The 26,478-nt window shown below is 71.9% G+C and carries 24 protein-coding genes; 11 read left to right on the top strand and 13 right to left on the bottom strand.

What is annotated here, in order from left to right; genetic code table 11:
- Positions 1 to 242: 242 nt before the first annotated feature.
- Both ACFYWM_RS23615 and ACFYWM_RS23610 read right to left on the bottom strand, forming a co-directional pair.
- Positions 243 to 1,025: a neutral zinc metallopeptidase gene (locus ACFYWM_RS23615; protein ID WP_389917598.1), complete on the bottom strand. Its 783-nt coding sequence runs from the start codon at positions 1,023 to 1,025 to the stop codon at positions 243 to 245.
- Between the two features lie 173 nt (positions 1,026 to 1,198).
- Entirely contained in the window at positions 1,199 to 2,062 is an 864-nt protein-coding gene (locus ACFYWM_RS23610) for a neutral zinc metallopeptidase (protein ID WP_389917597.1), read from the bottom strand.
- Between the two features lie 167 nt (positions 2,063 to 2,229).
- On the opposite strand from ACFYWM_RS23610, the gene dxs reads away from it, so the two are divergent.
- Positions 2,230 to 4,152 (top strand): 1-deoxy-D-xylulose-5-phosphate synthase, encoded by a 1,923-nt coding sequence (dxs, locus tag ACFYWM_RS23605; RefSeq protein WP_389917596.1) that lies wholly within the window; start codon positions 2,230 to 2,232, stop codon positions 4,150 to 4,152.
- Here dxs and ACFYWM_RS23600 read toward each other — a convergent pair.
- Positions 4,097 to 5,038 (bottom strand): DedA family protein, encoded by a 942-nt coding sequence (locus ACFYWM_RS23600; protein ID WP_389917595.1) that lies wholly within the window; start codon positions 5,036 to 5,038, stop codon positions 4,097 to 4,099. The genes dxs and ACFYWM_RS23600 overlap by 56 nt on opposite strands.
- Before the next feature lie 152 nt (positions 5,039 to 5,190).
- Here ACFYWM_RS23600 and ACFYWM_RS23595 point away from each other — a divergent pair, with 152 nt between their 5' ends.
- Positions 5,191 to 6,645 carry an amino acid permease gene (locus ACFYWM_RS23595; RefSeq protein ID WP_389917594.1) on the top strand — a complete coding sequence of 485 codons (1,455 nt, stop codon included), beginning with the start codon at positions 5,191 to 5,193 and terminating at the stop codon, positions 6,643 to 6,645.
- 46 nt (positions 6,646 to 6,691) lie between these two features.
- Here the strand turns inward: ACFYWM_RS23595 and ACFYWM_RS23590 are convergent, their stop codons facing one another.
- Both ACFYWM_RS23590 and ACFYWM_RS23585 read right to left on the bottom strand, forming a co-directional pair.
- Positions 6,692 to 8,809 carry a 3-hydroxyacyl-CoA dehydrogenase NAD-binding domain-containing protein gene (locus tag ACFYWM_RS23590; RefSeq protein ID WP_389917593.1) on the bottom strand — a complete coding sequence of 706 codons (2,118 nt, stop codon included), beginning with the start codon at positions 8,807 to 8,809 and terminating at the stop codon, positions 6,692 to 6,694.
- Positions 8,806 to 10,005 (bottom strand): thiolase family protein, encoded by a 1,200-nt coding sequence (locus ACFYWM_RS23585; protein WP_389917592.1) that lies wholly within the window; start codon positions 10,003 to 10,005, stop codon positions 8,806 to 8,808. The genes ACFYWM_RS23590 and ACFYWM_RS23585 overlap by 4 nt, the downstream gene beginning before the upstream one ends.
- Positions 10,006 to 10,210: 205 nt before the next feature.
- Here ACFYWM_RS23585 and ACFYWM_RS23580 point away from each other — a divergent pair, with 205 nt between their 5' ends.
- Complete coding sequence (locus tag ACFYWM_RS23580) at positions 10,211 to 11,203, top strand: LacI family DNA-binding transcriptional regulator (protein WP_389917591.1); 993 nt, start codon at positions 10,211 to 10,213, stop codon at positions 11,201 to 11,203.
- 94 nt (positions 11,204 to 11,297) lie between these two features.
- Here ACFYWM_RS23580 and ACFYWM_RS23575 read toward each other — a convergent pair whose 3' ends face one another.
- The 4 genes from ACFYWM_RS23575 to ACFYWM_RS23560 form a co-directional block, all read right to left on the bottom strand.
- On the bottom strand, positions 11,298 to 12,044 hold the full coding sequence (locus ACFYWM_RS23575) for a hypothetical protein (protein WP_389917590.1): 747 nt from the start codon (positions 12,042 to 12,044) through the stop codon (positions 11,298 to 11,300).
- A 127-nt stretch (positions 12,045 to 12,171) separates the two neighbouring features.
- Positions 12,172 to 13,017: a sugar phosphate isomerase/epimerase family protein gene (locus tag ACFYWM_RS23570; protein ID WP_389917589.1), complete on the bottom strand. Its 846-nt coding sequence runs from the start codon at positions 13,015 to 13,017 to the stop codon at positions 12,172 to 12,174.
- Complete coding sequence (locus ACFYWM_RS23565; protein ID WP_389917588.1) at positions 13,014 to 14,153, bottom strand: dihydrodipicolinate synthase family protein; 1,140 nt, start codon at positions 14,151 to 14,153, stop codon at positions 13,014 to 13,016. The genes ACFYWM_RS23570 and ACFYWM_RS23565 overlap by 4 nt, the downstream gene beginning before the upstream one ends.
- Entirely contained in the window at positions 14,153 to 15,295 is a 1,143-nt protein-coding gene (locus tag ACFYWM_RS23560) for a Gfo/Idh/MocA family protein (RefSeq protein ID WP_389917587.1), read from the bottom strand. The genes ACFYWM_RS23565 and ACFYWM_RS23560 overlap by 1 nt, the downstream gene beginning before the upstream one ends.
- A 151-nt stretch (positions 15,296 to 15,446) precedes the next feature.
- Between ACFYWM_RS23560 and ACFYWM_RS23555 the strand changes: the two genes are divergently transcribed.
- The 3 genes from ACFYWM_RS23555 (at position 15,447) to ACFYWM_RS23545 (ending at position 17,842) form a co-directional block, all read left to right on the top strand.
- Positions 15,447 to 16,001, top strand: a complete 555-nt coding sequence (locus ACFYWM_RS23555; RefSeq protein WP_389917586.1) for a PadR family transcriptional regulator — start codon at positions 15,447 to 15,449, stop codon at positions 15,999 to 16,001.
- A 181-nt stretch (positions 16,002 to 16,182) separates the two neighbouring features.
- A complete protein-coding gene (locus ACFYWM_RS23550; protein WP_389917585.1) occupies positions 16,183 to 16,902 on the top strand; it encodes a VOC family protein in 720 nt (239 codons plus the stop codon).
- Positions 16,903 to 17,209: 307 nt separating this feature from the next.
- Complete coding sequence (locus ACFYWM_RS23545; protein WP_389917584.1) at positions 17,210 to 17,842, top strand: HNH endonuclease family protein; 633 nt, start codon at positions 17,210 to 17,212, stop codon at positions 17,840 to 17,842.
- A 431-nt stretch (positions 17,843 to 18,273) separates the two neighbouring features.
- On the opposite strand, the gene ACFYWM_RS23540 is transcribed toward ACFYWM_RS23545, so the two are convergent.
- Positions 18,274 to 18,660: a winged helix-turn-helix transcriptional regulator gene (locus ACFYWM_RS23540; RefSeq protein WP_389917583.1), complete on the bottom strand. Its 387-nt coding sequence runs from the start codon at positions 18,658 to 18,660 to the stop codon at positions 18,274 to 18,276.
- A 196-nt stretch (positions 18,661 to 18,856) separates the two neighbouring features.
- Between ACFYWM_RS23540 and ACFYWM_RS23535 the strand changes: the two genes are divergently transcribed.
- The 3 genes from ACFYWM_RS23535 to ACFYWM_RS23525 all read left to right on the top strand — a co-directional run bounded on the left by ACFYWM_RS23535 (position 18,857) and on the right by ACFYWM_RS23525 (position 21,439).
- Positions 18,857 to 19,777, top strand: coding sequence for an NADP-dependent oxidoreductase (locus tag ACFYWM_RS23535; RefSeq protein WP_389917582.1), 921 nt, complete (start codon positions 18,857 to 18,859; stop codon positions 19,775 to 19,777).
- Between the two features lie 28 nt (positions 19,778 to 19,805).
- Complete coding sequence (locus ACFYWM_RS23530) at positions 19,806 to 20,570, top strand: SDR family NAD(P)-dependent oxidoreductase (protein ID WP_389917581.1); 765 nt, start codon at positions 19,806 to 19,808, stop codon at positions 20,568 to 20,570.
- 386 nt (positions 20,571 to 20,956) lie between these two features.
- Positions 20,957 to 21,439 carry an ATP-binding protein gene (locus tag ACFYWM_RS23525; protein ID WP_389917580.1) on the top strand — a complete coding sequence of 161 codons (483 nt, stop codon included), beginning with the start codon at positions 20,957 to 20,959 and terminating at the stop codon, positions 21,437 to 21,439.
- 112 nt (positions 21,440 to 21,551) lie between these two features.
- Here the strand turns inward: ACFYWM_RS23525 and ACFYWM_RS23520 are convergent, their stop codons facing one another.
- Together ACFYWM_RS23520 and ACFYWM_RS23515 are read right to left on the bottom strand one after the other, a co-directional pair.
- On the bottom strand, positions 21,552 to 22,778 hold the full coding sequence (locus ACFYWM_RS23520) for an HRDC domain-containing protein (RefSeq protein WP_389917579.1): 1,227 nt from the start codon (positions 22,776 to 22,778) through the stop codon (positions 21,552 to 21,554).
- Positions 22,775 to 23,371, bottom strand: a complete 597-nt coding sequence (locus ACFYWM_RS23515; RefSeq protein WP_362867197.1) for a DUF3000 domain-containing protein — start codon at positions 23,369 to 23,371, stop codon at positions 22,775 to 22,777. Before ACFYWM_RS23515 ends, ACFYWM_RS23520 begins: the two co-directional genes overlap by 4 nt.
- 138 nt (positions 23,372 to 23,509) lie before the next feature.
- On the opposite strand from ACFYWM_RS23515, the gene ACFYWM_RS23510 reads away from it, so the two are divergent.
- Complete coding sequence (locus ACFYWM_RS23510; protein ID WP_389917578.1) at positions 23,510 to 23,650, top strand: hypothetical protein; 141 nt, start codon at positions 23,510 to 23,512, stop codon at positions 23,648 to 23,650.
- Between the two features lie 420 nt (positions 23,651 to 24,070).
- The gene (gene hemE / locus ACFYWM_RS23505) at positions 24,071 to 25,108 is read left to right on the top strand and encodes a uroporphyrinogen decarboxylase (protein WP_389917577.1); all 1,038 of its coding nucleotides are present in this window, start codon (positions 24,071 to 24,073) and stop codon (positions 25,106 to 25,108) included.
- Positions 25,109 to 25,360: 252 nt separating this feature from the next.
- Here hemE and ACFYWM_RS23500 read toward each other — a convergent pair whose 3' ends face one another.
- Positions 25,361 to 26,440 (bottom strand): DUF4349 domain-containing protein, encoded by a 1,080-nt coding sequence (locus tag ACFYWM_RS23500; protein ID WP_389917576.1) that lies wholly within the window; start codon positions 26,438 to 26,440, stop codon positions 25,361 to 25,363.
- Positions 26,441 to 26,478: the final 38 nt, after the last annotated feature.

Raw genomic sequence — 26,478 nt, 5'->3', positions numbered from 1 at the left:
ACCTGGTTCCGTGGCGTGGAGGGCGCTCACAGGGAGGGTTGCTCAGGCGGCGTCGCCAGGTTACTGAATGTCATGGGTCCGTCGCCACTCGTGAGCGAGGTTTCGCGGGGTGCCGGACGAGGAGGGGACGAGGTCCGCACCTCTTGGGGGAAAAGACTTACACCGGGTGGAAAAGAACGACCACCCGTCGCGCGTCCGGGGGACGGCGGCGGGTGGTCGTGGAAATCGGGAGGGGGAGGAGGTCAGGTGACCCTGGACTTGGGGGCGGAGAAGGTGTTGCAGGAGCCGGGGGTCTCCTGCTTGAAGCCACGGGTCACCCAGTAGGTGATGCTCTTGGTCGTTCCGTGGCTGGCCGTGCTGTAGGCGGCGCTCAGGACGTACCTGAAGTCCGACTCGCGGCGGCCGAGGGAGCGCCAGATGCTGCCGATGAAGGCGCCGCTCAGGCACTCGGCCTGGAGCTCGACCTTGCGCAGCTCGGGCAGGTACGCCTTGTCGTTCTTGTACTTCCGGTTGAACACCGTGGGCAGGATCCCGGAGAGCTGCTGGACGTGGTGACCGTACTCGTGGGCCAGGGTCTGCAGCAGGAACAGCTCGGTCGCCTGGGAGAGGATCCCCTTGTCGAGGTAGAAGGTGATCTTCTTGTTCAGCGAGCAGTAGACCGCCTGGGCGCCCTTGGGGAACTTGCCGCAGCCGGTCGGGACGCCGACGCGCGTGGTGACCGCGAACTTGGGCTTGGAGAACGGCAGTTTCGCCTTGGAGAACTGGTACGCCCAGCCCTCGTTGAGGCAGTCCAGAGCGAAGCTGAGATAGGTCTCGGCGGTTTCCAGGTCGTCGTTGTAGACCGGCTGCTCCGGACAGGCATCCGGTTCGAGCTTGCCCGTCTTGTAGATCGGGTTGGCGGTCAGGGCGGCTTTGCCCGTGGGCACCGGCGCGAGCCGGCCGGTGGTGACCGCGGCGCCCGCCGTACCGGCGAGCAGCGTGCTCACCAGCACGCCGGAGAGCAGTGCGATAAGGGGGATGCGCATGATCCTCAACCCTAGGGGAGGTTAAAGGGGGGGTAAAGCGGATATGCGGCCACCCTTGGCAGGAGTGGCCGCACATCGCGGTTTCGTGCTGGAGTCGGGCCTCGTGCCGGGAATCAGCCGGCTTCGCACCGGAGGTCGGCCGGTGCGAGGCGTACCGGGCGTCGGGCGACAGGTCAGGCGACGCGGCCGGAGGGGGCCGTCCAGGTGTTGCAGCCGGACGGGGAGCCCGCGTCGAAGCCGCGCTCCATCCAGTAGGCCTGGCTGCGGCCCTTGCCGTGGTCGTTCTTGGGCCAGTTCTTGTGCCCGTTGGCGCTGACCCAGTTGACCATCGCCTCCCACTGCGCCTGCTCGACCGGCAGGTCGTCGGCGGCCTGGCGCAGGAAGGCGGAGGCCAGGCAGTCGGCCTGCAGTTCGAGGCGGCGGGAGAAGGCCAGCTTGGTGGACGAGGAGGCCCGCCAGATGCTGCGGCCGTAGTAGTCCATGATGCCCGCGAGGCGCTGCACGTGGTGGCCGTACTCGTGGGCGATGAACTGGGCGTGGTTGGCCGGGTGGGCGTTCTTCAGGACCTCACGCGTGACGGCGATGTAGATGGTGCGGTTGCTGGAGCAGTACAGCCCCCCGGCGCTGCTGGGCCACCGGCCGCAGGGGGTGGTCACCTTGGTGGTGGTGAAACGTAGCTTGGGGTGGGAGAAGCCCAGGTTGGTCTTCCTGAACTGGGTCTTCCAGGCCAGGTTCAGGCAGCGGATGAGCTTGGTGACGAAGGTTCGGTAGGACGCCGCGCTCCCCGCGCGGATCTGTCCGGCCTGGCAGCGCATGGTGGGCAGGGTGCCGGTGCGGTAGAGGGGACTGGCCGTAGCGGCGGCCCGGCCGCGCGGGGGTGCCTGCTCCCCGGCGGACTCCTTGGCGGAGGCGGTGGAGGTATTCGTACCCGACGCCACCCCGGTGACCGGCGCGACCTGCTGCGAGGCGGAGGGCGCGACGGTCCGCGAGGCGGACGCGCTGACGGGGTCCAGGCCCGCCACCAGGGCAAACGTCAACGAGGCGGCAACAAGAGACGATAGTTGCCTAAAGGGGAGAGTTTTCATGGTGGGGCAAAGGTTATTGCAAGTGTGGATAAAGCGTGCAGAATCGCCGCTCCCGGGGGTTGCGTTCCCCGGCGCAACTAGACTCGTCGTGACGTTGACTGGACAGAGGGGATGATTCCGTGAGCGAGCGGACCGGGCAGCCTGGAAATCTTCTGGAGTCGGTCAAGGGACCAGGGGACCTCAAGCGCTTGGCGGTGGACGAGCTACCGGTCCTCGCCACCGAGATCAGGGAACTCCTGATCGCCTCCACCGCCCGCAGCGGAGGCCACCTCGGCCCCAACCTCGGCGTCGTCGAGCTGACGATCGCGATGCACCGCGTCTTCGACTCGCCACGCGACCGCATCCTGTGGGACACCGGCCACCAGGCCTACGTCCACAAGATGCTCACCGGCCGGGCCGGGCAGTTCGACACGCTCCGCCAGGAGGGCGGCCTGTCGGGCTACCCGAGCCAGAGCGAGTCCGAGCACGACATCATCGAGAACTCCCACGCCTCGACCGCGCTGTCGTACGCCGACGGCCTGGCCAAGGCGTACCGGCTAAAGGGCGAGGCCGACCGCACGGTCGTCGCGGTGATCGGGGACGGCGCGCTCACCGGCGGCATGGCCTGGGAGGCGCTCAACAACATCGCGGCGCGCAAGGACCTGCCGCTGATCATCGTGGTCAACGACAACGGCCGCTCCTACTCGCCGACCATCGGCGGGCTCGCCTCCCACCTGGCCTCGCTGCGCACGAACCAGCGCTACGAGGACGTGCTCGACTTCGTCAAGGGCAACCTGACCAAGGTCCCGGTGGTCGGCGCCCCCGTCTACGACGCCCTGCACGGGGTCAAGAAGGGCCTCAAGGACGTCCTGGCCCCGCAGGTCATGTTCGAGGACCTCGGCCTGAAGTACATCGGGCTGGTCGACGGCCACGACGAGCAGGCCGTGGAGGCCGCGCTGCGCAGGGCCCGCGACTTCCGCCGCCCGGTGATCGTGCACGTGCTCACCAAGAAGGGCTTCGGCTACTCCCCGGCGGAGAACCACGACGAGGACTGCTTCCACTCGCCGGGCGTCTTCGACCCGCTGACCGGCGAGGAGAAGCCGAAGCCGCACGGCTGGACCAACGTCTTCGGCCAGGAGATGGTGCGCCTGGGCGCCGAGCGGCGCGACATCGTGGCGATCACCGCCGCGATGCTCGGCCCCACCGGCCTGATCCCGTTCTCCGAGGCCTACCCCGACCGCCTCTACGACGTCGGCATCGCCGAGCAGCACGCCCTGACCAGCGCCGCCGGTCTGGCGCTCGGCGGCCTGCACCCGGTGGTGGCCGTCTACGCCACCTTCCTCAACCGGGCCTTCGACCAGCTCCTGATGGACGTCGCCCTGCACCGGCTCCCCGTCACGGTCGTGCTCGACCGGGCGGGCGTCACCGGCGACGACGGCGCCAGCCACAACGGCATGTGGGACCTGTCGATCCTGCAGGTCGTCCCCGGCCTGTCGGTCGCCGTCCCCCGCGACGAGCCCCGCCTGCGCGAGCTGCTGGCCGAGGCGGTGGAGGTCGACGACGGCCCGACCGTCCTGCGTTACCCCAAGGGGGCGGTGGGCGCCGAGATCGAGGCGGTCGGCCGCCTCGGCGAGATGGACGTCCTGCGCGCGGGCGACGACCCCGACGTGCTGCTCGTGGCCGTGGGCCCGATGGCCGGGCTGTGCCTGGAGGCCGCAGACCTGCTCGACGCCCAGGGCATCTCCGCCACGGTGGTGGACCCGCGCTGGGTCAAGCCCCTGGACGAGGCCCTGGTGCCGGCCGCCCGCGCCCACAAGCTGGTCGTGGTGGTCGAGGACAACGGCCGGGTGGGCGCGGTCGGCGACGCGGTGGCCCGCATGCTGCGCGACGCCGACGTGGACGTCCCGGTCCGCACCTACGGCATCCCGCAGCGCTTCCTCGACCACGCCAAGCGCCCGAAGATCCTCGGTGAGATCGGCCTGACCTCGCAGGACATCGCCCGCCAGATCACCGAGGCGATCGCGAAGCGCTCCCCGGCCCTGGAGAACCACCCGACCCGCTGACAGCGTCTCCAGCGTCTCCGGTACCCCCGGCCCGGTCACCTGGGAGCCCTCTGCCCTGACCGGCCGGGGCTCCCGGCCCGGCTATCCCAGGACCTTGCCGCTCGCGTCGCCGGTGCCCGCCCCCTCCCGGGGCGGGCGGGCGGGCGCGGTGGTTGATCACGATGAGGCTCGCCGCCACGACGGCCACGCACACGGAGATCGGCACCAGCAGGTGCCGGTTCTGGCGCAGGGCCTCGCCCGCGAGGGCGCCCAGCGACAGGTGGACGCTCACCCAGACCGCGCCGCCCACCAGGGCCCGGCGGATGAAGCGCGCGTACGGCACGCTCAGGGTCCCGGCGACGATCGGGACGAGCGAGCCGACCACGGGCAGGAAGCAGGCCACCGCCAGAGCCGGGCCGCTGCCCGCGTCCGTGCCGGTACCCGTGACGCTGCCCCTGCTCTCGCCCCTGCCCGTGTCCGTGCCCTTGCCCGCGTTCGTGTCCATGCCCGCGTTCGTGTCCATGCCCGCACCCACACCCGGGTCCGCGCCCGCGCCCGTTCTTACGCTCACACCCGAGCTCACACCCGAGCTCACGCCCGTTCCCGCGCCCGTGAGCAGTCGCTCGGCCCGTGACCAGCGGTGCTCGCCGATCCGGCGGCCGGCCCTGCCGTGGCGCAGCCGCGAGCCGTACCGGCGGCCGACGAGCCAGCCGCCGGTCGCGTACAGCGCGTACCCGGCGCACCCGGCGGCCCCCACCACCGCGATGCCCCATGGATCCGCCAGCGTCGCCCCCGCCACGAGGAGAGCCGCGACCCCGGGGATCAGCGACCCGGCGAACGCCAGCACGGCGAGGAGTATCGAGCCGACCAGGTACGGAGACGACGACTGCAGCATGTCCAGGAGCATTGCCCCAGGATCGCCGCCGCAGGTGACGGGCGGCATCGGGGACCGCCCCCCAAACAACCCCGAGTTCGCCGTTCGGCCGCCGATCGACTGGGCATGTGATCTGGGACCATGAATGTGACCTAGGACACAGTGCCGGCGGCCGAGGAGGGACCATGAGTGTCTTGCGCGTCAAGTCGGTGGAGCAGTCGATCTCCGATACCGAGGCCCCCGAACATCGGCTGCGTAAGGATCTCAGTGCGCTGGACCTCACCGTCTTCGGCATCGGCGTCGTCATCGGCACCGGCATCTTCGTGCTCACCGGCCGGGTCGCCAGGGAGATGGCCGGGCCCGCGGTCGCCCTGTCCTTCGTGGTCGCGGGTGTCGTCTGCGCGCTGGCGGCGCTCTGCTACGCCGAGTTCGCCTCGACCGTCCCGGTGGCCGGGTCCGCCTACACCTTCGCCTTCGCCACCCTCGGCGAGTTCCCCGCCTGGATCATCGGCTGGGACCTGATGCTGGAGATGATGCTCGGCGCCGCGGTCGTCGCGGTCGGCTGGTCGGGATACCTGACCTCGCTGCTGGCGTCCATGGGGATAACCCTGCCCGCCGCGATCGCGGGGGAGGGGGCGGCGTTCAACCTGCCCGCCGCGCTGATCGTGCTGATCCTGACCGCGATCCTCGTCGTCGGGATCAAGCTGTCGTCCCGGTTCAACCTGGTCATCGTCACGATCAAGCTCGCGGTCATCCTGCTGGTGGTCGTGGCCGGGCTGTTCTTCGTCAGGGCCGTCAACTACTCGCCGTTCGTCCCGCCGGCGAAGCCGACCCCCGCGGTGGAGGGGATGTCCGCGCCGCTGATCCAGGTGCTGTTCGGGATCACCCCGGTCGCGTTCGGGGTACTGGGCATCTTCAGTGCCGCGGCCATCGTGTTCTTCGCCTACATCGGCTTCGACGTGGTCGCCACCGCCGCCGAGGAGACGCGCGACCCGCAGCGGGACCTGCCCATCGGCATCCTGGCCTCGCTCGGCATCTGCACGGTGCTCTACGTCGCGGTCTCCATGGTCGTCGTGGGCATGCAGCCCTACGGTCAGCTGAGTGAGGCGGCGCCGCTGGCAGACGCGTTCAAGGCGGTCGGCCAGACCTGGGCCGCGTCGCTGATCAGCGTCGGCGCGCTGGCCGGCCTGACGACGGTCGTGATGATCCTCATGATGGGAATGTCGCGGGTGATGTTCGCCATGTGCCGCGACAACCTGCTGCCGCGCGGGCTGGCCAGGGTGCACCCCAGGTACCGGACCCCGTACCTCATCACCATCATGATGGGCGTCGTCGTCGCGGCCCTGGCCGGGCTGGTGCCGCTGTCCACCATCGCCGAGCTGGTCAACATCGGCACGCTCTTCGCGTTCGTGGTGGTCTCGATCGCGGTGGTCATCCTCCGCCGTACCCGCCCCGACCTGCCGCGTTCCTTCCGCACCCCGCTGGTGCCGCTGGTGCCGATCCTGTCGGTGCTCGCCTGCCTCTACCTGATGCTCAACCTCCCGGTGGAGACCTGGCTCAGGTTCGTGGCGTGGATGCTCCTGGGCATCCTGATCTACTTCGGGTACGGCCACCGGCACAGCAGGCTGTCGGGACGCTGACGGCCCCCCCGCCACGAAGGACAGGGGGGCCGTACGGGAGAAGACGTCAGGCGGGGACCGAGGCCACGCCCGGGGGCAGGAAGCGCGGCTCGGCGATGCCCGCCCGGTCGAGGTACGGCGTGACGCCGCCCAGGTGGAACGGCCAGCCCGCGCCGAGGATCATGCACAGGTCGATGTCCTGGGGAGCCGAGACCACGCCCTCCTGGAGCATGAGGCGGATCTCCTCGGCCAGCGCCCGCAGCGCCCGCAGCCGGACCTCCTCGGCCGTGGACGGGGAGGTGCCGCCGGTGAAGAGGGCCACCGCCTCGGGGTCCAGCGAGAAGTCGGGCGCGTAGACGCCCGGCTTGCCCGCCGCGACCAGCCGGGCGAGGTTCTCCGACACCCCGTAGCGGGCCGGGAAGGCCTCGTGCATCGTCTCGGCGACGTGCAGCGCCACGGCGGGGCCGACCAGCTGCATCAGCGCGAACGGGGTCATCGGCAGGCCGAGCCCGTCCAGCGCGTGGTCGGCGACCTCCAGCGGGGTGCCCTCGTCGACGGCGCCGATGACCTCGCCCATGAAGCGCGTCAGCAGGCGGTTGACCACGAACGCGGGCGCGTCCTTGACCAGCACCGACGACTTCTTCAGCGACCGCCCGACGGAGAAGGCCGTGGCGAGCGTCGCGTCGTCGGTCTCGGCCCCCCGCACGATCTCCAGCAGCGGCATCACCGCGACCGGGTTGAAGAAGTGGAAGCCCACCACGCGCTCGGGGTGGCGCAGTCCCGAGGCCATCTCGGTCAGCGAGAGCGAGGAGGTGTTGGTGGCCAGCACGCACTCGGCGGAGACGACCTCCTCCACCTCGGCGAACACCTTCCGCTTGACCTTCATGTCCTCGAACACGGCCTCGATGACGAAGTCGGCGTCGGCGAACGCGTCCTTGGTCAGCGAGCCGGTCACCAGGGCCCTGAGCCGGTTGGCCTGGTCGGCGGAGACGCGCCCCTTGCCGAGCAGCTTGTCCACCTCGGCGTGGACGTAGCCCACACCCTTGTCCAGCCGGTCCTGGTCCAGGTCGGTCAGCACGACCGGGACCTCCAGGCGGCGGGCGAACAGCAGCGCCATCTGCGAGGCCATCAGGCCCGCGCCGACGACGCCGACCTTGGTCACCTTGCGGGCCAGCGCCTTGTCGGGGGCGCCCGCGGGCTTCTTGGCCCGCCGCTGGACCAGGTCGAAGGAGTACAGGCCGGCGCGGAGCTCGTCGCCCATGAGGAGGTCGGCCAGGGCCCGGTCCTCGGCGTCGAAGCCCTCGTCGCGCGAGGCGGTGCGGGCCAGCTCGACCAGCTCCAGCGCCCGGTAGGGGGCCGGGGAGGCGCCGTGCAGCCTCATGTCGAGCAGGAAGCGCGCGTCGGCGACCGTCTTGGCCCAGTCCTGCCCGGTGTCGTCCCCGGTGTGGTCGGTACGGGTGACCGTCACCTCGCCGCGCAGCACCCGGGCGGCCCAGCGCAGCGACTCCTCCAGGAAGTCGGCGGGCTCGAACATCGCGTCGGCGACCCCGAGCGCGAACGCCTCCCTGCCCTTGGTCATGCGGTTCTGCGCGAGCGGGTTCTCGACGATCAGCTTGACGGCCGCGGCCGGGCCGATCAGGCGGGGCAGCAGCTGGGTGCCGCCCCAGCCGGGGACCAGGCCGAGGAAGCACTCGGGCAGCGCCACGGCGGGCACGCCGGAGGAGATGGTCCGGTACGTGCAGTGCAGCGCGACCTCCAGGCCGCCGCCCATCGCCGCGCCGTTGACGAACGCGAACGACGGCACGTCCAGCTCGCCCAGGCGGCGGAACACGTCGTGTCCCAGCTTGCCGATCTGAAGGGCCTGGTCCCGCTCGGAGACCAGCGCGGCGCCCTTGAGGTCGGCGCCGACGGCGAAGACGAACGGCTTGCCGACGACGCCGACGGCCGCCAGGTCGCCGCGCCCGGCGACCGCGTCCAGGGCCTCGCCCAGCGAGGTCAGCCCGCCGGGGCCGAACGTCGACGGCTTGGTGTGGTCGAAGCCGTTGTCCAGCGTGATCAGGGCGAGGGTGCCCGCCCCGTAGGGCAGCTCCACGTCGCGGACGACCGCCCGGGTGACGACCTCGTCGGCGAAGAGCCCGGTGATGTCGGTGCCGTCAGTGTTCGTGTCCGTCTTGATGTCCGTCACTTCTCGCCCTCCCAGCCGAGGTTCTCCCAGATGACCGTTCCGCCCATGCCCAGGCCCACGCACATCGTGGTCACGCCGTAGCGGACGTCGGGGCGCTCGCCGAACTCGCGGGCGAGCTGCGTCATCAGGCGCACCCCGGAGGAGGCGAGCGGGTGGCCGAAGGCGATGGCGCCGCCGTAGGGGTTGACCCGGGGGTCGTCGTCGGCGATGCCGAAGTGCTCCAGGAACGCCAGCACCTGCACGGCGAACGCCTCGTTGATCTCGAACAGCCCCAGGTCGGAGATGGAGAGCCCGGCCAGGCGCAGCGCCCGCTCGGTGGACGGGATCGGCCCGACGCCCATCACCTCGGGGTCCACGCCCGCGAAGGCGTACGAGACCAGGCGCATCTTCGGCGTGAGGCCGAGCTCCTCCGCCACGTCGGCGGCGGCCAGGACGCAGCCGGTGGCGCCGTCGTTGATGCCGGAGGCGTTGCCCGCGGTGACCCGGCCGTGCGGGCGGAACGGGGTCTTCAGGCCGGCGAGGCCCTCCAGCGTGGTGCCGGGGCGGGGGGCCTCGTCGGCCGTGGCCAGCCCCCAGCCCTTCTCCGCCGACCTGGTCGCCGTCGGGACCAGGTCAGGCTGGATCCTGCCGTCGGCGTACGCCTTGGCGACCTTCTCCTGGGAGGCGAGGGCGAAGGCGTCCGCGCGGTCCTTGGTGATGGAGGGGTAGCGGTCGTGCAGGTTCTCGGCGGTCATGCCCATGACGAGGGCGGAGCCGTCCACGAGCTGCTCGGCCAGGAAGCGGGGGTTGGGGTCGACGCCCTCGCCCATGGGGTGGCGGCCCATGTGCTCGACGCCGCCGGCGATGGCGACGTCGTAGGCGCCGAAGGCGATGCCGCCGGCGACCGAGGTCACCGCGGTCATCGCGCCCGCGCACATGCGGTCGATCGAGTAGCCGGGCACGGTCTTGGGCAGCCCGGCCAGGATCGCGGCGGAGCGGCCCAGGGTGAGGCCCTGGTCGCCGATCTGCGTGGTGGCCGCGATGGCCACCTCGTCGACACGCTCGGGAGGCAGATTCGGGTTACGCCGGATCAGCTCGCGGATGACGCGGATCACCAGGTCGTCGGCGCGCGTCTCGGCGTACAGGCCCTTGGGGCCCGACCTGCCGAATGGTGTGCGCACACCGTCGACGAATACGACGTCACGAGACGAAGGCACGGGGTTCGCTCCTCGTTGCTGGATGGCTTCGCCACCATGCTACTCGTCAGTAACAACGCTTGGCGCGGCCGGGCGCGCGAGAGGTGGGTAAGTTGTCCCCAAGAGTGTGCGGGCCTGCGGGGTCCCACCTCGCGGGCCGTGTCGGGGATGCGGGGCGGGGGGTAACTCTGGCAGACTTTGGAAAACGCTTTCCTGGAGGTTGTCGGTGGTCACGCTTGAGGATGTCGCCCGGCAGGCGGGCGTCTCGCTCGCCACGGCGTCGCGGGTGCTCAACGGCAGCACCAGACAGGTGGGCGCCTCCCTGCGGGCCAAGGTGGAGCTGGCCGCCGCCGAGCTGGGCTACCGCACCAACGTGGCCGCGCAGACCCTGGCCAGGGGGGCCAGCAACGTGATCGGCCTGGTCGTCCACGACCTCACCGACCCCTACTTCGCCGCGATCGCCGACGGGGCCATGCGGGTCGCCGAGAGCCAGGGGCTCATGGTCATGATCGGGACCACCCACCGTGACCCCGAGCGGGAGATCGCCTACGTCTCGACGCTCAACGCCCAGCGGGTCCGCGCCGTGCTGCTCGTCGGCTCCCGGGTCACCGACCCGGAGGCGACCCGGCGCCTCCGGACGGAGCTCGACCACTACCGGGAGTCCGGGGGCCGGGTCGCCTCCGTGGGCCAGAACCTGCTCGGCGTCGACACGGTGGTGCCGGACAACCGCCTGGGCGCCGCCGAGCTGGCCCGCGCCCTCGCCGGGCTGGGGCACCGCAACTTCGCGATCCTCGCCGGGCCCGACTGGCTGATCGCGCCCAGGGACAGGGTGGAGGGGTTCAGCGGCGCGCTGGAGGAGCTCGGCCTGCCCGCGCCGCGCGTCCTGCACGGCTCCTTCGACCGGGAGGGCGGCTACGCGGCGGCCACCCAGGTGTCCGGGGTCACGTGCGTCTTCGCCGTCAACGACGTGATGGCGGTGGGCGCCCTGGCCGCCTTCAGGGACCGGGGCATCCGGGTCCCCGAGGACGTCTCCGTCGCGGGCTTCGACGACATCTTCACCCTGCGGGACCTGGTCCCCTCGCTGTCCACCGTACGGCTGCCGCTCGCCGGCATGGGCGTGCGCGCGCTGGAGCTGGCCCTCGACCCCTCGCAGGAGTCCAGGGCCGAGAGCGTGACCGGCGAGGTGATCCTCCGGGAGAGCACCCGCGGCCTGGGGTGAGACGCCGCCGGCGGGGGCGTCACGACGATCGGCCCGGACACCTTCAGGGTGTCCGGGCCGATCGTGTCGTAGGGGAGGGCGGGAGGAGGAACGGTCAGCGCACGCCGGAGACGGGGTTTCCCTGCTCGTTGATCGGCGGGACGATGAGCTGCCCGCGCAGCCACCGGATCGTCCTGATGACCCCGTCGCCGTAGCCGGGGGAGTGCTGGCGTCCCCGGCCGAGCTGCCGGGACACGTCCTCGGCCGCGCTCTCCTCCATGCCGAGGTTGAGGCCGGTCGGCCCGTGGATGGGGCGGGGCGTGTTGCGGACGGGGGACTTCCTGCGGGTGCCGAGGACCCACTCGCAGACGGCGATGGTGCCCGCGCACCACTCCTTCTCCCACTCGCCCGCCGCGTTGGGCCGGCCCTCGCGGGCCAGCTCGGCGATCCTGGCGATCTCGGCCTCGGTGCGCAGGATCACACCGCGCCCGCCGACCAGGTGTCCCCAGCCCTCCGAGGACTTACGGCCGGGGATGGGCAGGCCGTCCTTGGCGCCGATCAGCCAGTTCAGGGTGCTGATGACCCCGTCGGCCGGCACGACCCGGCCCTCGCGCGGAACCCGCTCGGCGGCGTCGATCTCGGCGCGCGCGTCGGCGAGGGTGGGCGGGGATCCATTGGTGGGGCGGCCGCTGATCGGCGCCTGCTCCCGCTTGCCCAGGGCCCAGAGGATCGCCTCTCCCTGGCCGGAGGGGGCCGAGTCGGGGTTGGCGGCCTCCCACTCCCTGATCGCTTCCAGTACGGCCATCACGTGTTCCGGCGGCCGCTGTACGGCGGGGCTGGCTTCGCTTTCTGCGGTCGTCATACCCCTACCGTACGAGTACCTGCCATGTCACTCCAACGTGAACCGGTATTCCGTGCCCGGCGAACGCGTTTTCCCGCGTGTTGGAACGGTCCCCCGCCCCCGGAACACCGTGGCGGGGGACCGCGTGTCAATCGCCGACGAACTCGGCGAAGGCGGCCTTCACCCTGGCCAGCACCGCGTCGGGGTCGGCGGCCCACACGTCCGCGTTGAAGATCTCCACCTCGACGTCCCCCGTGTAGCCCGCCTCGGCCACCGCCCGGGTGATCGGCGCGAAGTCGATCACCCCGTCGCCCATCACCCCCCGGCCGAGCAGCACGTCGGCGGGGAGCGGCGACAGGAAGTCGCACACCTGGTAGCTCGCGATCCGGCCCGAGGCCCTGGCGATCTCCTCCAGCACCCGGGGGTCCCACCACACGTGGAAGGTGTCGACGACGACGCCCACCTGCTCGGCGGGGTGCGCCTCGGCCAGGTCGAGCGCCTGGCCGAGGGTGGACAGCACGGCCCGGTCGGCGCAGTACATCGGGTGCAGCGGTTCGAGGGCGAGCCGCACCCCGCGCTCGCCCGCGTACGGGGCCAGCACGGCCAGCGCCTCGGCGACCCGCTCCCGCGCGGCGGGCAGGTCGCGGGAGATCGTGCCCAGCGGCTCGCCGGGCACCACGCCGGGCAGGCCGCCGACCACCATGACCAGGCAGGCGGCGCCCAGCGTGGCGGCCTCGTCGATCGCCCTGCGGTTGTCGTCCAGGGCCTCGGGCCCGCCGGAGGTGAGGAACCCGCCCCGGCACAGCGACGACACCCGCAGCCCGGCGTCCGCGACGAGCTTGACGGTCTGCTCCAGGCCCTGCGCGGCGACGTCCTGCCGCCACAGGCCGATGGCCTCGACGCCGTGCCGCACGCACCCGTCGACGACCTCGGCCACCGTCCAGCGCTTCGTGGTCCACTGGTTCAGCGAGAACCTGCTCGCGCGCACGCTCACAGGCCGTTCACCGCCAGCAGCGAGCGCATCCGGGAGACCGCCAGCTCGGGGTCGGCCAGCAGCCCCGCCCCGTCGGCCAGGCGGAACACCTCGGCCAGATGGGGCAGGGACCGGGCCGCCTGGGCGCCGTTGACCATGGCGAAGGCGTCCTGGTGGCCGTTGAGCCAGGCCAGGAAGACGATGCCCGTCTTGTAGTTGTACGTCGGAGCCTCGAAGATCTTCCGCGAGAGCGGGACCGTGGGCTCCATGATCTCGTCGTACCGCCCGAGGTCCCCGGCGTCGAGCTCCTCCAGGGCCGCGGCGGCGGCGGGGGCGATGGCGTCGAAGATGCCCAGCAGGGCGTGGCTGCCCGACTTGATGAGCGAGGGGTAGTTGAAGTCGTCGCCGGTGTAGAGCCGCACGCCCTCGGGCAGCGCCGCGCGCAGCCCGATCTCGTGCTCGGCGTCCAGCAGCGAGACCTTCACCCCCTCCACCTTCGCCGCGTGGTCGCGGATCAGGTCCAGGAACGACGCGGTGGCCTCGGGCACGTCCCGTGAGCCCCAGTAGCCCGCCAGGTTCGGGTCGAACATCTCGCCCAGCCAGTGCAGGATCACCGGCCGGTCGACCCGCGAGAACAGCTCGCCGTAGACCCGGTGGTAGTCCTCCGGGCCCCGCGCGATCGCGGCCAGCTGGCGGCTCGCCATCACGATGACCCCGGCGCCCGCGTCCCGCACGGTCTCGATCTGCTCGGTGTAGGCCGCCACGACCTCGTCCAGGGTCCGGGCGTGCGGGGCCTGGTCGGTGCCCGCGCCGCAGGCCACCAGCTCCGCCGGGTCGCCGAAGGCCTTCGCCTCGGTGGCGCTGCGCCGGATCAGCTCGCGGGTGGCCGCCCAGTCGAGACCCATGTTGCGCTGGGCGGTGTCCATGGCGTCGGCGACCCGCAGCCCGTACGACCACAGGTGGTGCCGGAAGCGCAGGGTGGCGTCCCAGTCGACGGCGGCGGGGGAGCCCGGAGTGTTGTCGCCGAGCGGGTCGGCGACCACGTGGGCGGCGGCGTAGACGACGCGGCTCACCGCCGGGCCCGCAGGCTTGGTCCAGGTGACCGGCTCGCGCAGGGTGTGCTCCCCGCCGGGCAGCGCGATCCTCAGGGCGGTCATCAGTGCTCCACCGGCAGGCGGCGGCCCTCGGCGGAGGAGAGCAGGCCCAGCTCGGCGAGGCGGACGCCGCGCGCGCCCGAGGCGAAGTCGTAGGGGAAGGGGGCGTCCTCGACCACGTGGCGGACGAACAGCTCCCACTGGATCTTGAAGCCGTTGTCGAACTCCGCGTTGTCGGGCACCTCCTGCCAGCCGTCCCTGAAGCGGGCGGTGGCGGGCAGGTCGGGGTTCCAGACCGGCTTGGGGGTGGCGGCGCGGTGCTGGACCCGGCAGTCGCGCAGGCCCGCGACCGCGCTGCCGTGCGTGCCGTCGACCTGGAACTCCACCAGCTCGTCGCGGTTCACCCTGACGCTCCAGGAGGAGTTGATCTGCGCGATGATCCCGCCCTCCAGCTCGAACACCCCGTAGGCGGCGTCGTCGGCGGTGGCCCGGTAGGTCTCGCCCCGCTCGTCCACCCGCTCGGGGATGTGGGTGACGGCCTGGGCGTAGACGGAGGTGACCCGGCCGAACAGGTTCTCCAGCACGTACGCCCAGTGCGGGAACATGTCGAGGACGATGCCGCCGCCGTCCTCGGTGCGGTAGTTCCACGACGGGCGCTGCGCGTCCTGCCAGTCGCCCTCGAACACCCAGTAGCCGAACTCGCCGCGCACCGACAGGATCCGGCCGAAGAAGCCGCCGTCGATCAGGCGCTTGAGCTTGAGCAGGCCCGGCAGGAAGAGCTTGTCCTGCACGACGCCGTTCTTCACACCTCTCGCGGTCGCGGCCTCGGCCAGCGCCAGCGCGTCCCCGTACGTCTCGGCGGTCGGCTTCTCCGCGTAGATGTGCTTGCCCGCCTCGATCGCCGCGAGCACGGCCTTCACCCGGGCCTGGGTGACCTGGGCGTCGAAGTAGATCAGGTTGGCGTCGTCGGCGAGGGCGGTGTCGAGGTCGGTGGTCCAGTCCGCGATGCCGTGCGCGCCCGCCAGCCTCTCCAGCTTCTCGGCGCTCCGGCCCACCAGCACCGGCCTGAGCAGAACCCTCCCGCCGTCCGACAGCGTCACGCCGCCCTGCTCGTTGATCGCCAGGACCGATCGGACCAGGTGCTGGCGGTAGCCCATGCGGCCCGTGACACCGTTCATCACGACGCCGATGCTTTGCGGGGACATCTTCTCCGACCTCCAATGGAAAGCGCTTTCCTGTCCACGGTACGGCAGCCGTCCCGCCCGCTGCAAGCGCCAGGGGAAAGGAGGGGTGAGCTGGAGGGGGTCCGCGGGGCCGATAGGCTCCGACCGTCGACCGTCCGGAGATGGGAGCAGGGTGTCGGCCATCAGGCTGCTGGTGCTCGGGGCCGTCCGCGAACGCGGCCGGGCGCACGGTTACCAGGTGCGCGGTGACCTGGAGAGCTGGGGCGCGCACGAATGGTCCACGGCCAAGCCCGGCTCGATCTACCACGCGCTCAGGCAGATGGCCAAGCAGGGGCTGCTGCGTGCCCACGAACTGGCGCCGAGCGCCGCGGGCGGGCCGCCGCGCGTGGAGTACGAGCTCACCGTCGAGGGTGACGCGGAGTTCCTGGCCATGTTGCGCACGGCCCTGGCCAGGCACGACCAGAAGATCGACGAGCTGACGGCCGGGGTGGGTTTCCTCAACTGCCTGCCCAGGGAAGAGGTGGTCGCGCTGCTGAGGGAGCGGCTGGCCGCGCTCGACGGCTGGCGGGCGGAGGTCGCCCGCCACTGGACGTCCGAGGGCGCCGACGCCCATGACTGGGAGCCGACCGCCGAGATCATGCGCCTGTGGACCCACTTCTCCGGCAGCGGCGCCGAATGGACCCGCGGGCTGATCGAACGCCTGGAGAGGGACGCGCGCACGTCCTGAGGGGACCGTGCGGGCTGAGGGGACCGTGCGGGACGTTTACGCGTGAGGTTTCCCCGCGGGGCTTCCGGGTGGGGCATTTCCCCGCGGAGCGTGACAACCCAGGAGGCATCCTCCTTCGGTCGCCGCTACACTCGGACGCACCAGTAGTAAAATTTGACTACTGCATATCCGGAGGAGCGAGATGGCCAACGAGATAACCGTGCCGATACTGCCCTGCCGATCGATCGACGAGGTCGAGGAGTTCTACCTCGCGCTGGGTTTCACCAGGACCTATCGCCAGGATCGCCCGTATCCCTGCCTCGGCCTGCGGCGGGAGGACATCCACCTGCAGTTCTGCGGCATCCCGGGTTTCAAGCCGGAGGACTCCTACGGCAGTTGCATCATCAGCGTCCCCGACACCGGGGTTCTCTTCCGCGCCTTCGCCGAGGGCATACGGTCGGCGTACGGAAAACTCCCCGTCTCCGGGATCCCCCGGATAACCCGGCCGAGGAAGCGGAAGAACGCCGACAACCTCGCCGGGTTCACGGTCGTCGACCCGGGAGGCAACTGGATCCGGATCTTCCCCTCCGCCGCGCCCGAGGAGGCGGAGGAACCCCCCGCGAGCAAGCTCGCCACGTCTGTGCGGAACGCCGTCGTGATGGGCGACTCCCGCGGCGACCCCCAGCAGGCCGCCAAGATCCTCGACGGCGCGCTGGCGCGGGCCGGGGACGCGCCGAAGGCGGACCTCGTCGAGGCGCTCCTCTACCGCGCCGAGATGGCCCTGGCGCTCTCCGACCGCGAGGGGGCGGGCGAGCTGCTGGCCCGCGTCCGCGCGATCCCCCTGGACGCCGCGGAGCGGGAACGGCTGGCCGAGACGCTGGCCGGCGCCGACGACATCGAGGCGGTCCTGTCGGCCGGCTGAGCTTCCCGGTTTCCGGGGCACGCGGGAATCGCGGGAATCGCGGGAATCGCGGGAATTACGGCGTTTACCAGATCTTCACGACGCGTTCGCGGGGGAGGGAAAGCCCGCGCCTTTCCACGCGCCATGTCGTCGCAGATCAAACGCGTCCGATCACGGGCCAAGGCAGTATCCGACCAAGCGCGTCCTGACTCGTCGTCAAACCATGACATTTCCGCATTTGTCATGAGTTGAGACGTTCCGTCTGTCCTCCTCTCGCCGTGCCCAGACCCCCCGACTGGCCGAGGTGGAGCGACAGAAGGGGCCACTCGTGAAACGAGTCGTCACCGGGATCTCCGCCACCCTTACGGCGATCCTCCTCACGGTCTCCCTGACAACGGGAAGCGCGTCGGCGACCCCGCCCAACATTCCCTCCGCGGCCACCGCCGCCAGCAGGCTGGCGACGCTCACCGTCGCCGCGGAGACCAACCAGTCCTCCTACAACCGGTCGCTGTTCAACCACTGGATCACCATCAGCGGCGCCTGCAACACCCGCGAGACGGTGCTCAAGAGGGACGGTACGGGAGTGGTCGTCGACTCCAGCTGCGCGGCCACCTCCGGGCGCTGGTACTCCCCGTTCGACGGCGCCACCTGGACCGCCGCGAGCGACGTCGACATCGACCACATGGTGCCGCTCGCCGAGGCGTGGCGCTCGGGCGCCTACGCCTGGACCAGCGCGCAGCGCCAGTCCTACGCCAACGACCTGGGCGGCCCCGAGCTGTGGGCGGTCACCGACAACGTCAACCAGGCCAAGGGCGACCAGGACCCCTCGACGTGGCAGCCGCCGCTGGGAAGCTTCGACTGCACCTACGCCAGGGCGTGGATCCAGGTCAAGTACTACTGGAAGCTGACCCTGCAGAGCTCGGAGAAGAGCGCCCTGCAGGGCATGCTCGCGAGCTGCTGAACGTCCCGCCCCGTGTCCGGGATCCCGCCATGAAAGGGTGAGGGCTTCGTCCCCTCGCGTGACCGGCGGGCGTCCGGCCCCTCCGACCGGAGGGGCCGGACGCCCGCCGTCCGCGTGAGGGGGAACTCCCGCGTCGGGTCCCGCCCCGGGGGCGGGGCGGGGCCCGGGATCCTCCCGTCACGCGCCGGCGTCTCCTCGACGTCGTGCGCCGCGATGACGGGCACCGGCAGGTCCGCGGGGGCCGGCAGGCCGGCGTCGGGCACGAACAGCTCGGCCGGGCCCCGGCCCCGTGACGCCGCCGTCGCGTGCCGCGCCCGGCCGGGGCCACGGTGCTGTACGGCCTCCGGGGGGAGTTTGACAGCGCCCGGCGGGTCGACGGCGCCGTCGTCGCCCGTGCCGTACGACCTCCGGGGAGCCCGGGAACGCCAGGGTCACCGGGCGTCGAAGGCCGTTCTGGAGTCCAGGATGTCGGCGGCGTTGTCCCCCGCCCACCCCGCCAGGTCACGGACGACCTGGAGCAGGCTGATCCCGCGCGGGGTCAGCGCGTAGTCGACCCGCGGCGGGGTGGTGTCGTGTACGGTCCGCGTCACCAGGCCGTCCCGTTCCAGCCCTCGCAGCGTCGCGCTGAGCATGCGCTGGGTGATGGGCTCGCTCATCCGGCGCAGCTCGTTGAACCGCCGGGTGGTGTCGCCCAACTGGCAGATGACGACCACCGACCACTTGTCGCCGATCCGTTCGAGCACGTCGCGGATGAGCGCGCGGCCCTGCTCGCACGGGCCGGAGGCGGTGTCGTCCGTCTCTGTGACCGGATACGCCATGGCTCCCAGTGTAGGAGGGGTGCCGGGCTCCCTCCGGGACGGTTCCTCCGGTGATACCTGCGCACGTTGAAGTGCTCTCTTGCCGCCTCCGCACACCGGTGCAAAAGTGAGGACGACCTGGTCGGTATACAAAAGAAACCACTTAGGAGCTGCGGCTTTGCGAGCGATAGGTTTTCATGAGTTCGGGGGACCCGACGTGCTGCGGGTCGTGGACCTGCCGGAACCACACGCCGGGCCCGGTGAGGTCCGGGTGCGGGTACGGGCGGCCGCGGTGAATCCGGGGGACACGCTGCTGCGCTCCGGCGTGCACGCGCGGGCGTTCGACGGGGTGCCGGCCCCGTACGTGCTCGGGATGGACATCGCCGGCGTGATCGACGAGATCGGCCCGGGGACGGAGACCGAGCTGTCCCCGGGGGAAGCGGTGATGGCGATGGTGATACCGCTCGGCCCGGCCGCGGGCGGCTACGCCGAACACGTGGTGCTGCCGGCCGGCTGGGTCGTCCGCGCACCGGCGGGCGTCGATCACGCGGCGGCGGCGACGCTGCCGATGAACGGCCTCACCGCGCGGCTGGCGCTCGATCAGCTGGCGCTCGCCCCGGGCTCGGTCCTCGCCGTGATCGGGGCCGCCGGGATCCTCGGCGGCTACCTGGTACAGATGGGCAGGCACGCGGGGCTGACCGTGGTCGCCGACGCCGCCCCCGCCGACGAGGCCCTGGTCCGCCTGTCCGGCGCGACCGACGTCGTGGCCAGGGGATCCGGCGTCGCCGAACGTGTCCGGGCCCGGTACCCGGACGGTGTGGACGCGGTCGCCGACACGGCGCTGGCCGGGCCGGCACTCCTCGCCGCCGTACGTGACGGCGGCGCGTACGCCCGGTTCCGCGGTGCCGACGAACCCGGTGGTCACGAGTTCGACGGCGACGGCCGGATCACGGTGCGGACGACGTTCGTCCCCGACTACGCGGGACGCACGGACAAGCTGGACCAGATCCGCCGGCTCGCCGAGTCCGGCGTGCTCACCCCGCGCGTCGCGGCGACCCTCCCCGCCGCCGAGGCGGCCGACGCGCACCGGCGGCTCGAGGCCGGCGGCCTCCGCGGCCGGCTCGTGCTCACCTTCTGATCCCACCCACTGGCAAAAAGGAGTATTCGTGTCCACACGTTTCGCGGGAAAGGTCGTCCTGATCACCGGCGCCACCTCCGGCATGGGCCGCGCCACCGCCGAGCGGCTCGCGGCCGAGGGCGCGAAGGTCGTCCTGGCCGCACGCGGCAAGGAGGCCGGCGACGCGCTGGTGACCGGCATCCGCGCCGCCGGGGGCGAGGCCACCTTCGTCCCCGCCGACGTGACGGTGGAGGCCGAGGCGGCCGGACTCGTCCGGCAGGCCGTCGAGCGGTACGGCCGGCTCGACGGCGCGTTCAACAACGTCGGCGCCGCCACCGCGATCGGCGCGGTGACCGACGTGGACGGCGACGCCTGGCAGGCCGACCTGGCGCTCAACCTTGGCAGCGTCTTCTACGGCCTGAAGCACCAGATCCCCGCGCTGCGGGCCGGCGGCGGCGGCGCGATCGTGAACAACGCCTCCAACCTCGGCGTCACCGGCGCGGCGGGCATGGCCTCCTACAGCGCCGCCAAGCACGGCGTCGTCGGGCTCACCCGCTCGGCGGCGCTCGACACGGCCGCGACCGGCATCCGGATCAACGCCCTGATCACCGGCGGCGTCGACACCCCGCTGCTGCGCGCCAACCTCGGCCCGACACCGGAGGAGTCCCTGCGCGCGGCCGGGGCGATGCACCCGGTCGGGCGGATCGGCCGGCCGGAGGAGATCGCGGCGTTCGTGGCGTTCCTGCTGAGCGACGAGGCCGGGTTCGTCACCGGAGCTGCGCTCGCGATCGACGGCGGCATGACCGCCGCCTGACGCGAGATCTCCGCGGCGCCACCGGCCGTCCGGTTCCCGCACGCCGATCCCCGCTGTCGCCGCGTGCTGTCCAGGGCGCCGGTGGCGCCGGAGCCCTCCTCGCGGAGGCGTGACGCCGCCGGAAGGGTGATCGCACTGGTTTCGTGACATCCGGTGGCGTTCGCGTGCCGCCGCACTCCACACCGGCTCGCGTTCCCGCGAAAGGCCGGCGTCGAGACCGGTGCGGGTGAGTGTCGCGGGTTCCCTCCCGGCCGCGCGGCGGGCGCCCGGAAGCGCGGGGCGGGCGCGTGTCGAGCCGGACACGAAGGGTAGTCGTCCTGTGGGGGGAACCCCGCGGGGGCGGACGTGACGACGGCGATTCTGAGACCAGCTGGAGGGCTTCGGGCATGGAGACGGGAAAGCTCGCGGAGGTATTCCTGGAAGGCGCCTACGAGTCGGTCGGGCAGGCGCGCCGCGAGACGCGCCAGGCCCTCGGCCCGGACCACGTCCTTCTGCCGGACGTCGTCCAGGTGGTCTCGGAGCTGCTGGCCAACGCCGTGGAGCACGCCGACCACGGGCTGGTCGGCGACCTGATCGGCCTGACGCTGACCGCCACCCTCGACTCCGTCCACGTCGAGGTCTCCGACCCCGGCTCCGCCTCCCGTGTCCCGCACATCCCGCGGGAGCGGCCTCCCGGGGCCAGGCGCGGGCGCGGCCTGCTCATCGTCGACCGGCTCTCCGGCGGGCGCTGGGGAACCCGCGAGCACGGCCCGGGACTGGGCCGGACGGTGTGGTGCGCCATTCCCTACGTGCGGCCGGAGCCGTCCGCGGAGGAGGACGGGGCGGAACGGTTCGCGCCGTGGCCCCTCCCGGCGGCCTTCCCGAACTGAGCTGGAACGTTCCAGGAGACGAAAGGACCCGGCCCGAGCGGATCGTGCCGCTCGGGCTCCGGGAATAACCTGATTTGTCCGGGAATGATCTACTTTGTAAAGGGCGGGGGCCTCATGCCTGCCCCTTGATCTCCAGGCGGAGCAGCGCCTTGGCGATCGGGTGGGCGGTCAGCCCGATCTGCCACTCGCGGGCGCCCAGCTCGCGCAGCCGGGCGGTCACCGTCCCGTCGTCGATGACAGGGGGAGGCTCCCAGGTCAGCCGGCGTACCGCGTCGGGCTGGATGAGGTTCTCCGCGGGCATGTGGTGCTCGTCGGCGAGGGCGGCCACCACGGCCCTGGCGGCGGCGAGCCTGCGGGCGGCCACCGGGTCGCGGTCCATCCACCGGTTGGCCGGCGGCGGCCCGTCGCCGGGGGTGCTGGGCTGCGGCAGCTCCGCGTCGGGCAGCGAGCGGGCGGTGCCGATCGCGGCCAGCCAGTCGCGCAGGTGCCGCCGGGCGCTGCGGCCGGTGAACGGCGGGATGTCGGTGAGCGCCTTGGTCGTACGGGGCAGCTCCAGGGCGGCCGTGACGATCGCCGAGTCGGGCAGGACCCGGCCCGGGGCGACGTCGGACTCGCGGGCGAGCCCGTCGCGGAGCGTCCACAGCTCCCGCACCACCGCCAGCCCGCGCAGCGAGCGGACCTTGTGGATCCCCGAGGTGCGCCGCCACGGGTCGGTGCGAGGGGCGGGGGCCTTGTGCGCGAGCACGGCGGCGAACTCCTCCCGCGCCCACGCCAGCTTGCCGCTGGAGACCAGCTCCTCGTACAGGATGTCGCGGAGCTCGATCAGGACCTCGACGTCGAGCGCGGCGTAGCGCAGCCAGTCTTCGGGCAGCGGGCGGGTGGACCAGTCGGCGGCGGAGTGGCCCTTCTCCAGCCTGAGCCCGAGGACGTTCTCCACCATCAGGCCGAGCCCGACCCGCTCGTAGCCGAGCAGCCGGCCGGCCAGCTCGGTGTCGAACAGCTCGCGCGGGTGGAAGCCCACCTCCGCCAGGCACGGCAGGTCCTGGGAGGCCGCGTGCAGCACGATCTCCGCGCCGGCCAGCGCCGCGTCGAGCCCCGACAGGTCGGGGCAGCGGATGGGGTCGATCAGGGCGCTGCCGGCGCCGGCGCGGCGCAGCTGGACCAGGTAGGCGCGGCCGCTGTAGCGATAGCCGGAGGCGCGCTCGGCGTCGACGGCGACGGGGCCGGTGCCCTCGGCGAAGGCACGCACCACGCGTGCGAGAGCGGCCGGGTCCTCGACGACGGGTGGGATTCCCTCGCGAGGTTCCAGCAGCGGGACTACGGTCGTCTCATCGGTCACGTTCTGAAGGGCTCCGGATCTTCGCGACGTCGGGGCGGCAGCGCCGCCACGTCGGGTGGCAGGGGTGGTATGCCCGCGGCGAGGCACATCAGGTCGCACCAGGCGGCGACATGACCCGAGAGGTCCTCCTGCAGCGGTGACCAGGAGGCGCGCAGCTCCAGCTCGGTGGTCACCGGGTCGTCGGCCTTGTTGCCGAAGCCCTCGGAGACCGCCCGGGTGACGGTGCCTCCGGCGGCGGCGTATCCGGCGTCGTGCGCGTCGAGCGACTCGGTGAGCCAGCTCCACGCGACGGGGCCGAGCAGCGGGTCCTCGGTGATCTCCAGCTCCATGTCGGCCCGGACGTAGGCGACGAGCCGGAACTGGCCGTCCCAGCCGCGCTGGCCGTCGGGGTCGAAGAGCACGATGAGGCGGCCGACCGCGAGTTCGTCGTCGTCGCGGTAGACCGACGCTCCGATCGCGGCCGAGTAGGGGGCCAGGCGCTGCGGGGCCGGGATGTCCTCCAGCTCGATCTCGGGCCTGACCTCCGCGGGGCGCATGCTCGCCACCGCGCGCCTGAAGGCGGCGGGAGCGGGCGGCGCGTCACCGACGGTCATATCGGAAGCGTAGGTCGAAACTGAGCGCATGGGGACCACTGGGGTGTGTGTAGGAGCCATGGGAGCCGATCAAGCCGCTGCCGGCGGCCTGTGGAGGGCGGAGGCGACCCCGCCGGCGGGAACTCCCAGGAAGAGCGCGTGACCACGTCCGGCGCGGACCCGTCCGGTGCCGGGGCGTTCCCGGTGCCCGTCCCGGCCGTGATCGCCGGAGTGGGGCCGTGGTTCGGTAACCCGCCCGCGGGCGCAGGAGGCACGGTGCTCACCGCGATGTTCGGGTGAACTCCACATGGTGGACATCGCACGGGCCTTTCGTCGGGTCGTGGTCCGACGTTGGCACGTCGCGCCGACATTTCCGCGCAGCGTGCTCGGCGTGTCCCCAAAGTGGTACGGGAATCGATGCCGCGCGGTGACTTGGCGAACATTTGGACCAGCCGGGGGCCGGGCCAGGATCGCCGATGGGAGGAACTGTACCCGGAAACATGATCGCTTCGCTCGGCGTGATGTCACCTGCCGCGTACCAACATCGGATTTCAGTGGACGAAGCTCTCAAAACTGGTAAGACGCGATCATTGTCATCACTTGGCAGTGCCCGGGTGGTGTGCGGTCCGATCTCATTGAATAGCCGGTGATTTCGTATTGGTCTCGTCGGTCGGCGGTCTTGGTGAGCCGACCGGTCCCCCGACATGGCACCCTGGTGGGGTGACTTCCGAGCCCGCCGACTCCGCCTTCCTGCGTGCCTGCCGCCGCCGGCCCGTCTCCCACACCCCGGTGTGGTTCATGCGCCAGGCCGGTCGTTCGCTGCCCGAATACCGGGCGCTCCGCGAGGGGGTGCCGATGCTCACCGCCTGCGCCACCCCCGAGCTGGTCGTGGAGATCACGATGCAGCCGGTCCGCCGCTACGGCGTGGACGCGGCCATCCTCTTCAGCGACATCGTCGTGCCGCTCAAGGCGATCGGCGTCGACCTCGACATCAAGCCCGGCGTCGGGCCGGTGGTGGCCACGCCGATCAGGGACGCCGAGGCGGCCAAGGCGCTGCGCCCGATCGAGCCCGACGACGTCTCCTACGTCACCGAGGCCGTCCGGGCGCTGACGGGGGAGCTGGGCGCGACCCCCCTGATCGGTTTCGCGGGAGCGCCGTTCACGCTGGCGTCCTACCTCATCGAAGGCGGCCCCTCCAAGAACCACGACCACACCAAGGCCATGATGTACGGCGAGCCGGAGCTGTGGCACGCCCTCATGGACCGGCTGACCGAGATCACCCTGGGTTTCCTGCACGTGCAGCTCGACGCCGGGGCCTCCGCCGTCCAGCTCTTCGACTCCTGGGTGGGGGCGGTCTCGCCCGACGACTACCGGGAGTTCGTCCTGCCCTACACCAGCCGGATCTTCGCGGGCCTGGCCGCCTCCGACGCCCCGCGCATCCACTTCGGCGTCGGCACCGGCGAGCTGCTCGGCCTGCTCGGCGAGGCGGGGGCCGACGTCGTGGGCGTCGACTGGCGGGTCCCGCTCGACGAGGCCGCGCTGCGGGTCGGTCCGGGCAAGGCGCTGCAGGGCAACCTCGACCCGGCGATCCTGCTCGCCCCGTGGGAGGTCGTCGAGCGCCGCGCGGGCGACATCCTCGCCCGCGCGGCCAAGACCGAGGGCCACGTGTTCAACCTGGGCCACGGGGTGCTGCCGGGCATCGACCCCGACCAGCTGGCCCGCCTCACCGACTTCGTCCACGAGGCCTCGGCCCGCTGACCGGTCCGGTTCCCGAGGGACCGGCCCGGCTTTTCGGGGATCGGCCCGCTGACCGGCTCGGTTCCCGGGAACGGGTCCGCTGACCGGCTCGGTTCCCGAGGGGCCGTTTTGTCTCTCGAAGGACCGGCCCGGCTTCCCAGGTACCGGCTCGATTCTCGAGGTACCGGCTCGGCTTTCGAAGGACCGGCCCGGCTCCCCGGGAACCGCTCGCCCGGGGACCCGTCCGCCCGATCCGCGTCCCCGGGAGCGCGCTCACCCCGGGGTGCCGTCCCCTCTCGGGCTCGTGGGGACGGGCCCCTCGTCGCCGTCCCTCTCACCCTCGTCCCCGTCCTCACGCCTGTCCACGACCGGCGCGGGGGCCGCAGGAGCGGGGGCGAGCGGTTCCGGCCCCCGCCCGCCTCGGCGCAGGCGGAGCAGGAAGGCCAGCACCAGCCAGATCAGGCCGATCAGGACCAGCCACGGGAGCAGCACGCCCAGGAGCGTCAGGCCGACCTTGGCGGCGGTGACGAACGCCTTCCACCCCGTTCGCAGGCCGGCGAGGAAGCCGGACGGCTCGTCCTCCTCCTTCTCGACCACCGCGGCCGGGCCGACCAGGTTCAGCGTCAGCGTCGCCATGCTCGTCTGCGAGGCGAGGGTCCGCTGCCTGGCCTGCAGGGACTCCAGCTCGCTCTCGCGGTTGGAGACCTCCCGCTCCACGTCGAGGACCTCGCCGATGGTGTTGGCCCGCTTCAGCAGCGTGCGCAGCGAGTCGAGCGCGGCCTTGGCCGACTTCAGCCGGCTCTCCACGTCGGCCACCTGCTCGGTGACGTCCTTGGTGTTCTGCTGCAGCGACTCGCGCGTGCCCAGGTCCTTGCCCAGGCGGTCGAGCGTTCCCGGGTAGTTCCCCGGGGGGATCTTGAAGACCAGCGTCGCGGAGCCCTCGCCGTCGGAGTGGGCGTTCGACCTCTCCCTGGCCAGGTAGCCGCCGGCGGTGGTGACGATCTGCCGGGCCCGGTCCGACGCGGCGGTGACGTCCTTGGCCCTGACGGTCATCTCCGCGGTGTAGACGATCGCCCGGTCCTCCGGGACCACCTGCACCCGGGCGGTGTTCTGGGAGTCGGCCGGGGCCGCCACGGCCTGGCGCGTGGTGGCGTCCTTGGCGGACGACTCCGCCTCGGGAGCCTGTACGCCGGAGCCGCCGGCGTCGGAGCCTGCGGCGGGGAAGGCGGATGCGGGCGCCGCGGCGTCGGACATGGCGCCTTGCGTTTCGGCGCCGCCACCGCAGGCGGACAACAACAACACCAGGCCCACCAGGGGGACCGCCAGGCGCGGGCCGTACCGGAATCTGCTCATGAACATCATGACGGCGGCCGCCGCGGACGGGTTCGGCG

This window comes from Streptosporangium sp. NPDC002721, from assembly GCF_042888905.1.
Classification (GTDB): Bacteria; Actinomycetota; Actinomycetes; order Streptosporangiales; family Streptosporangiaceae; genus Streptosporangium.
Note: the sequence above shows the minus strand (reverse complement) of the source record. Positions and strands in the feature narration are given on the sequence as shown.

Bases quoted from the DNA above. Each gene is read 5' to 3' on its own strand.
- ACFYWM_RS23615 (WP_389917598.1), bottom strand. From the start codon at position 1,025: ATGCGCATCCCCCTTATCGCACTGCTCTCCGGCGTGCTGGTGAGCACG.
- ACFYWM_RS23600 (WP_389917595.1), bottom strand. From the start codon at position 5,038: ATGCTCCTGGACATGCTGCAGTCGTCGTCTCCGTACCTGGTCGGCTCG.
- ACFYWM_RS23595 (WP_389917594.1), top strand. From the start codon at position 5,191: ATGAGTGTCTTGCGCGTCAAGTCGGTGGAGCAGTCGATCTCCGATACC.
- ACFYWM_RS23575 (WP_389917590.1), bottom strand. From the start codon at position 12,044: ATGACGACCGCAGAAAGCGAAGCCAGCCCCGCCGTACAGCGGCCGCCG.
- ACFYWM_RS23565 (WP_389917588.1), bottom strand. From the start codon at position 14,153: ATGACCGCCCTGAGGATCGCGCTGCCCGGCGGGGAGCACACCCTGCGC.
- ACFYWM_RS23560 (WP_389917587.1), bottom strand. From the start codon at position 15,295: ATGTCCCCGCAAAGCATCGGCGTCGTGATGAACGGTGTCACGGGCCGC.
- ACFYWM_RS23550 (WP_389917585.1), top strand. From the start codon at position 16,183: ATGGCCAACGAGATAACCGTGCCGATACTGCCCTGCCGATCGATCGAC.
- ACFYWM_RS23540 (WP_389917583.1), bottom strand. From the start codon at position 18,660: ATGGCGTATCCGGTCACAGAGACGGACGACACCGCCTCCGGCCCGTGC.
- ACFYWM_RS23525 (WP_389917580.1), top strand. From the start codon at position 20,957: ATGGAGACGGGAAAGCTCGCGGAGGTATTCCTGGAAGGCGCCTACGAG.
- ACFYWM_RS23515 (WP_362867197.1), bottom strand. From the start codon at position 23,371: ATGACCGTCGGTGACGCGCCGCCCGCTCCCGCCGCCTTCAGGCGCGCG.
- ACFYWM_RS23500 (WP_389917576.1), bottom strand. From the start codon at position 26,440: ATGAGCAGATTCCGGTACGGCCCGCGCCTGGCGGTCCCCCTGGTGGGC.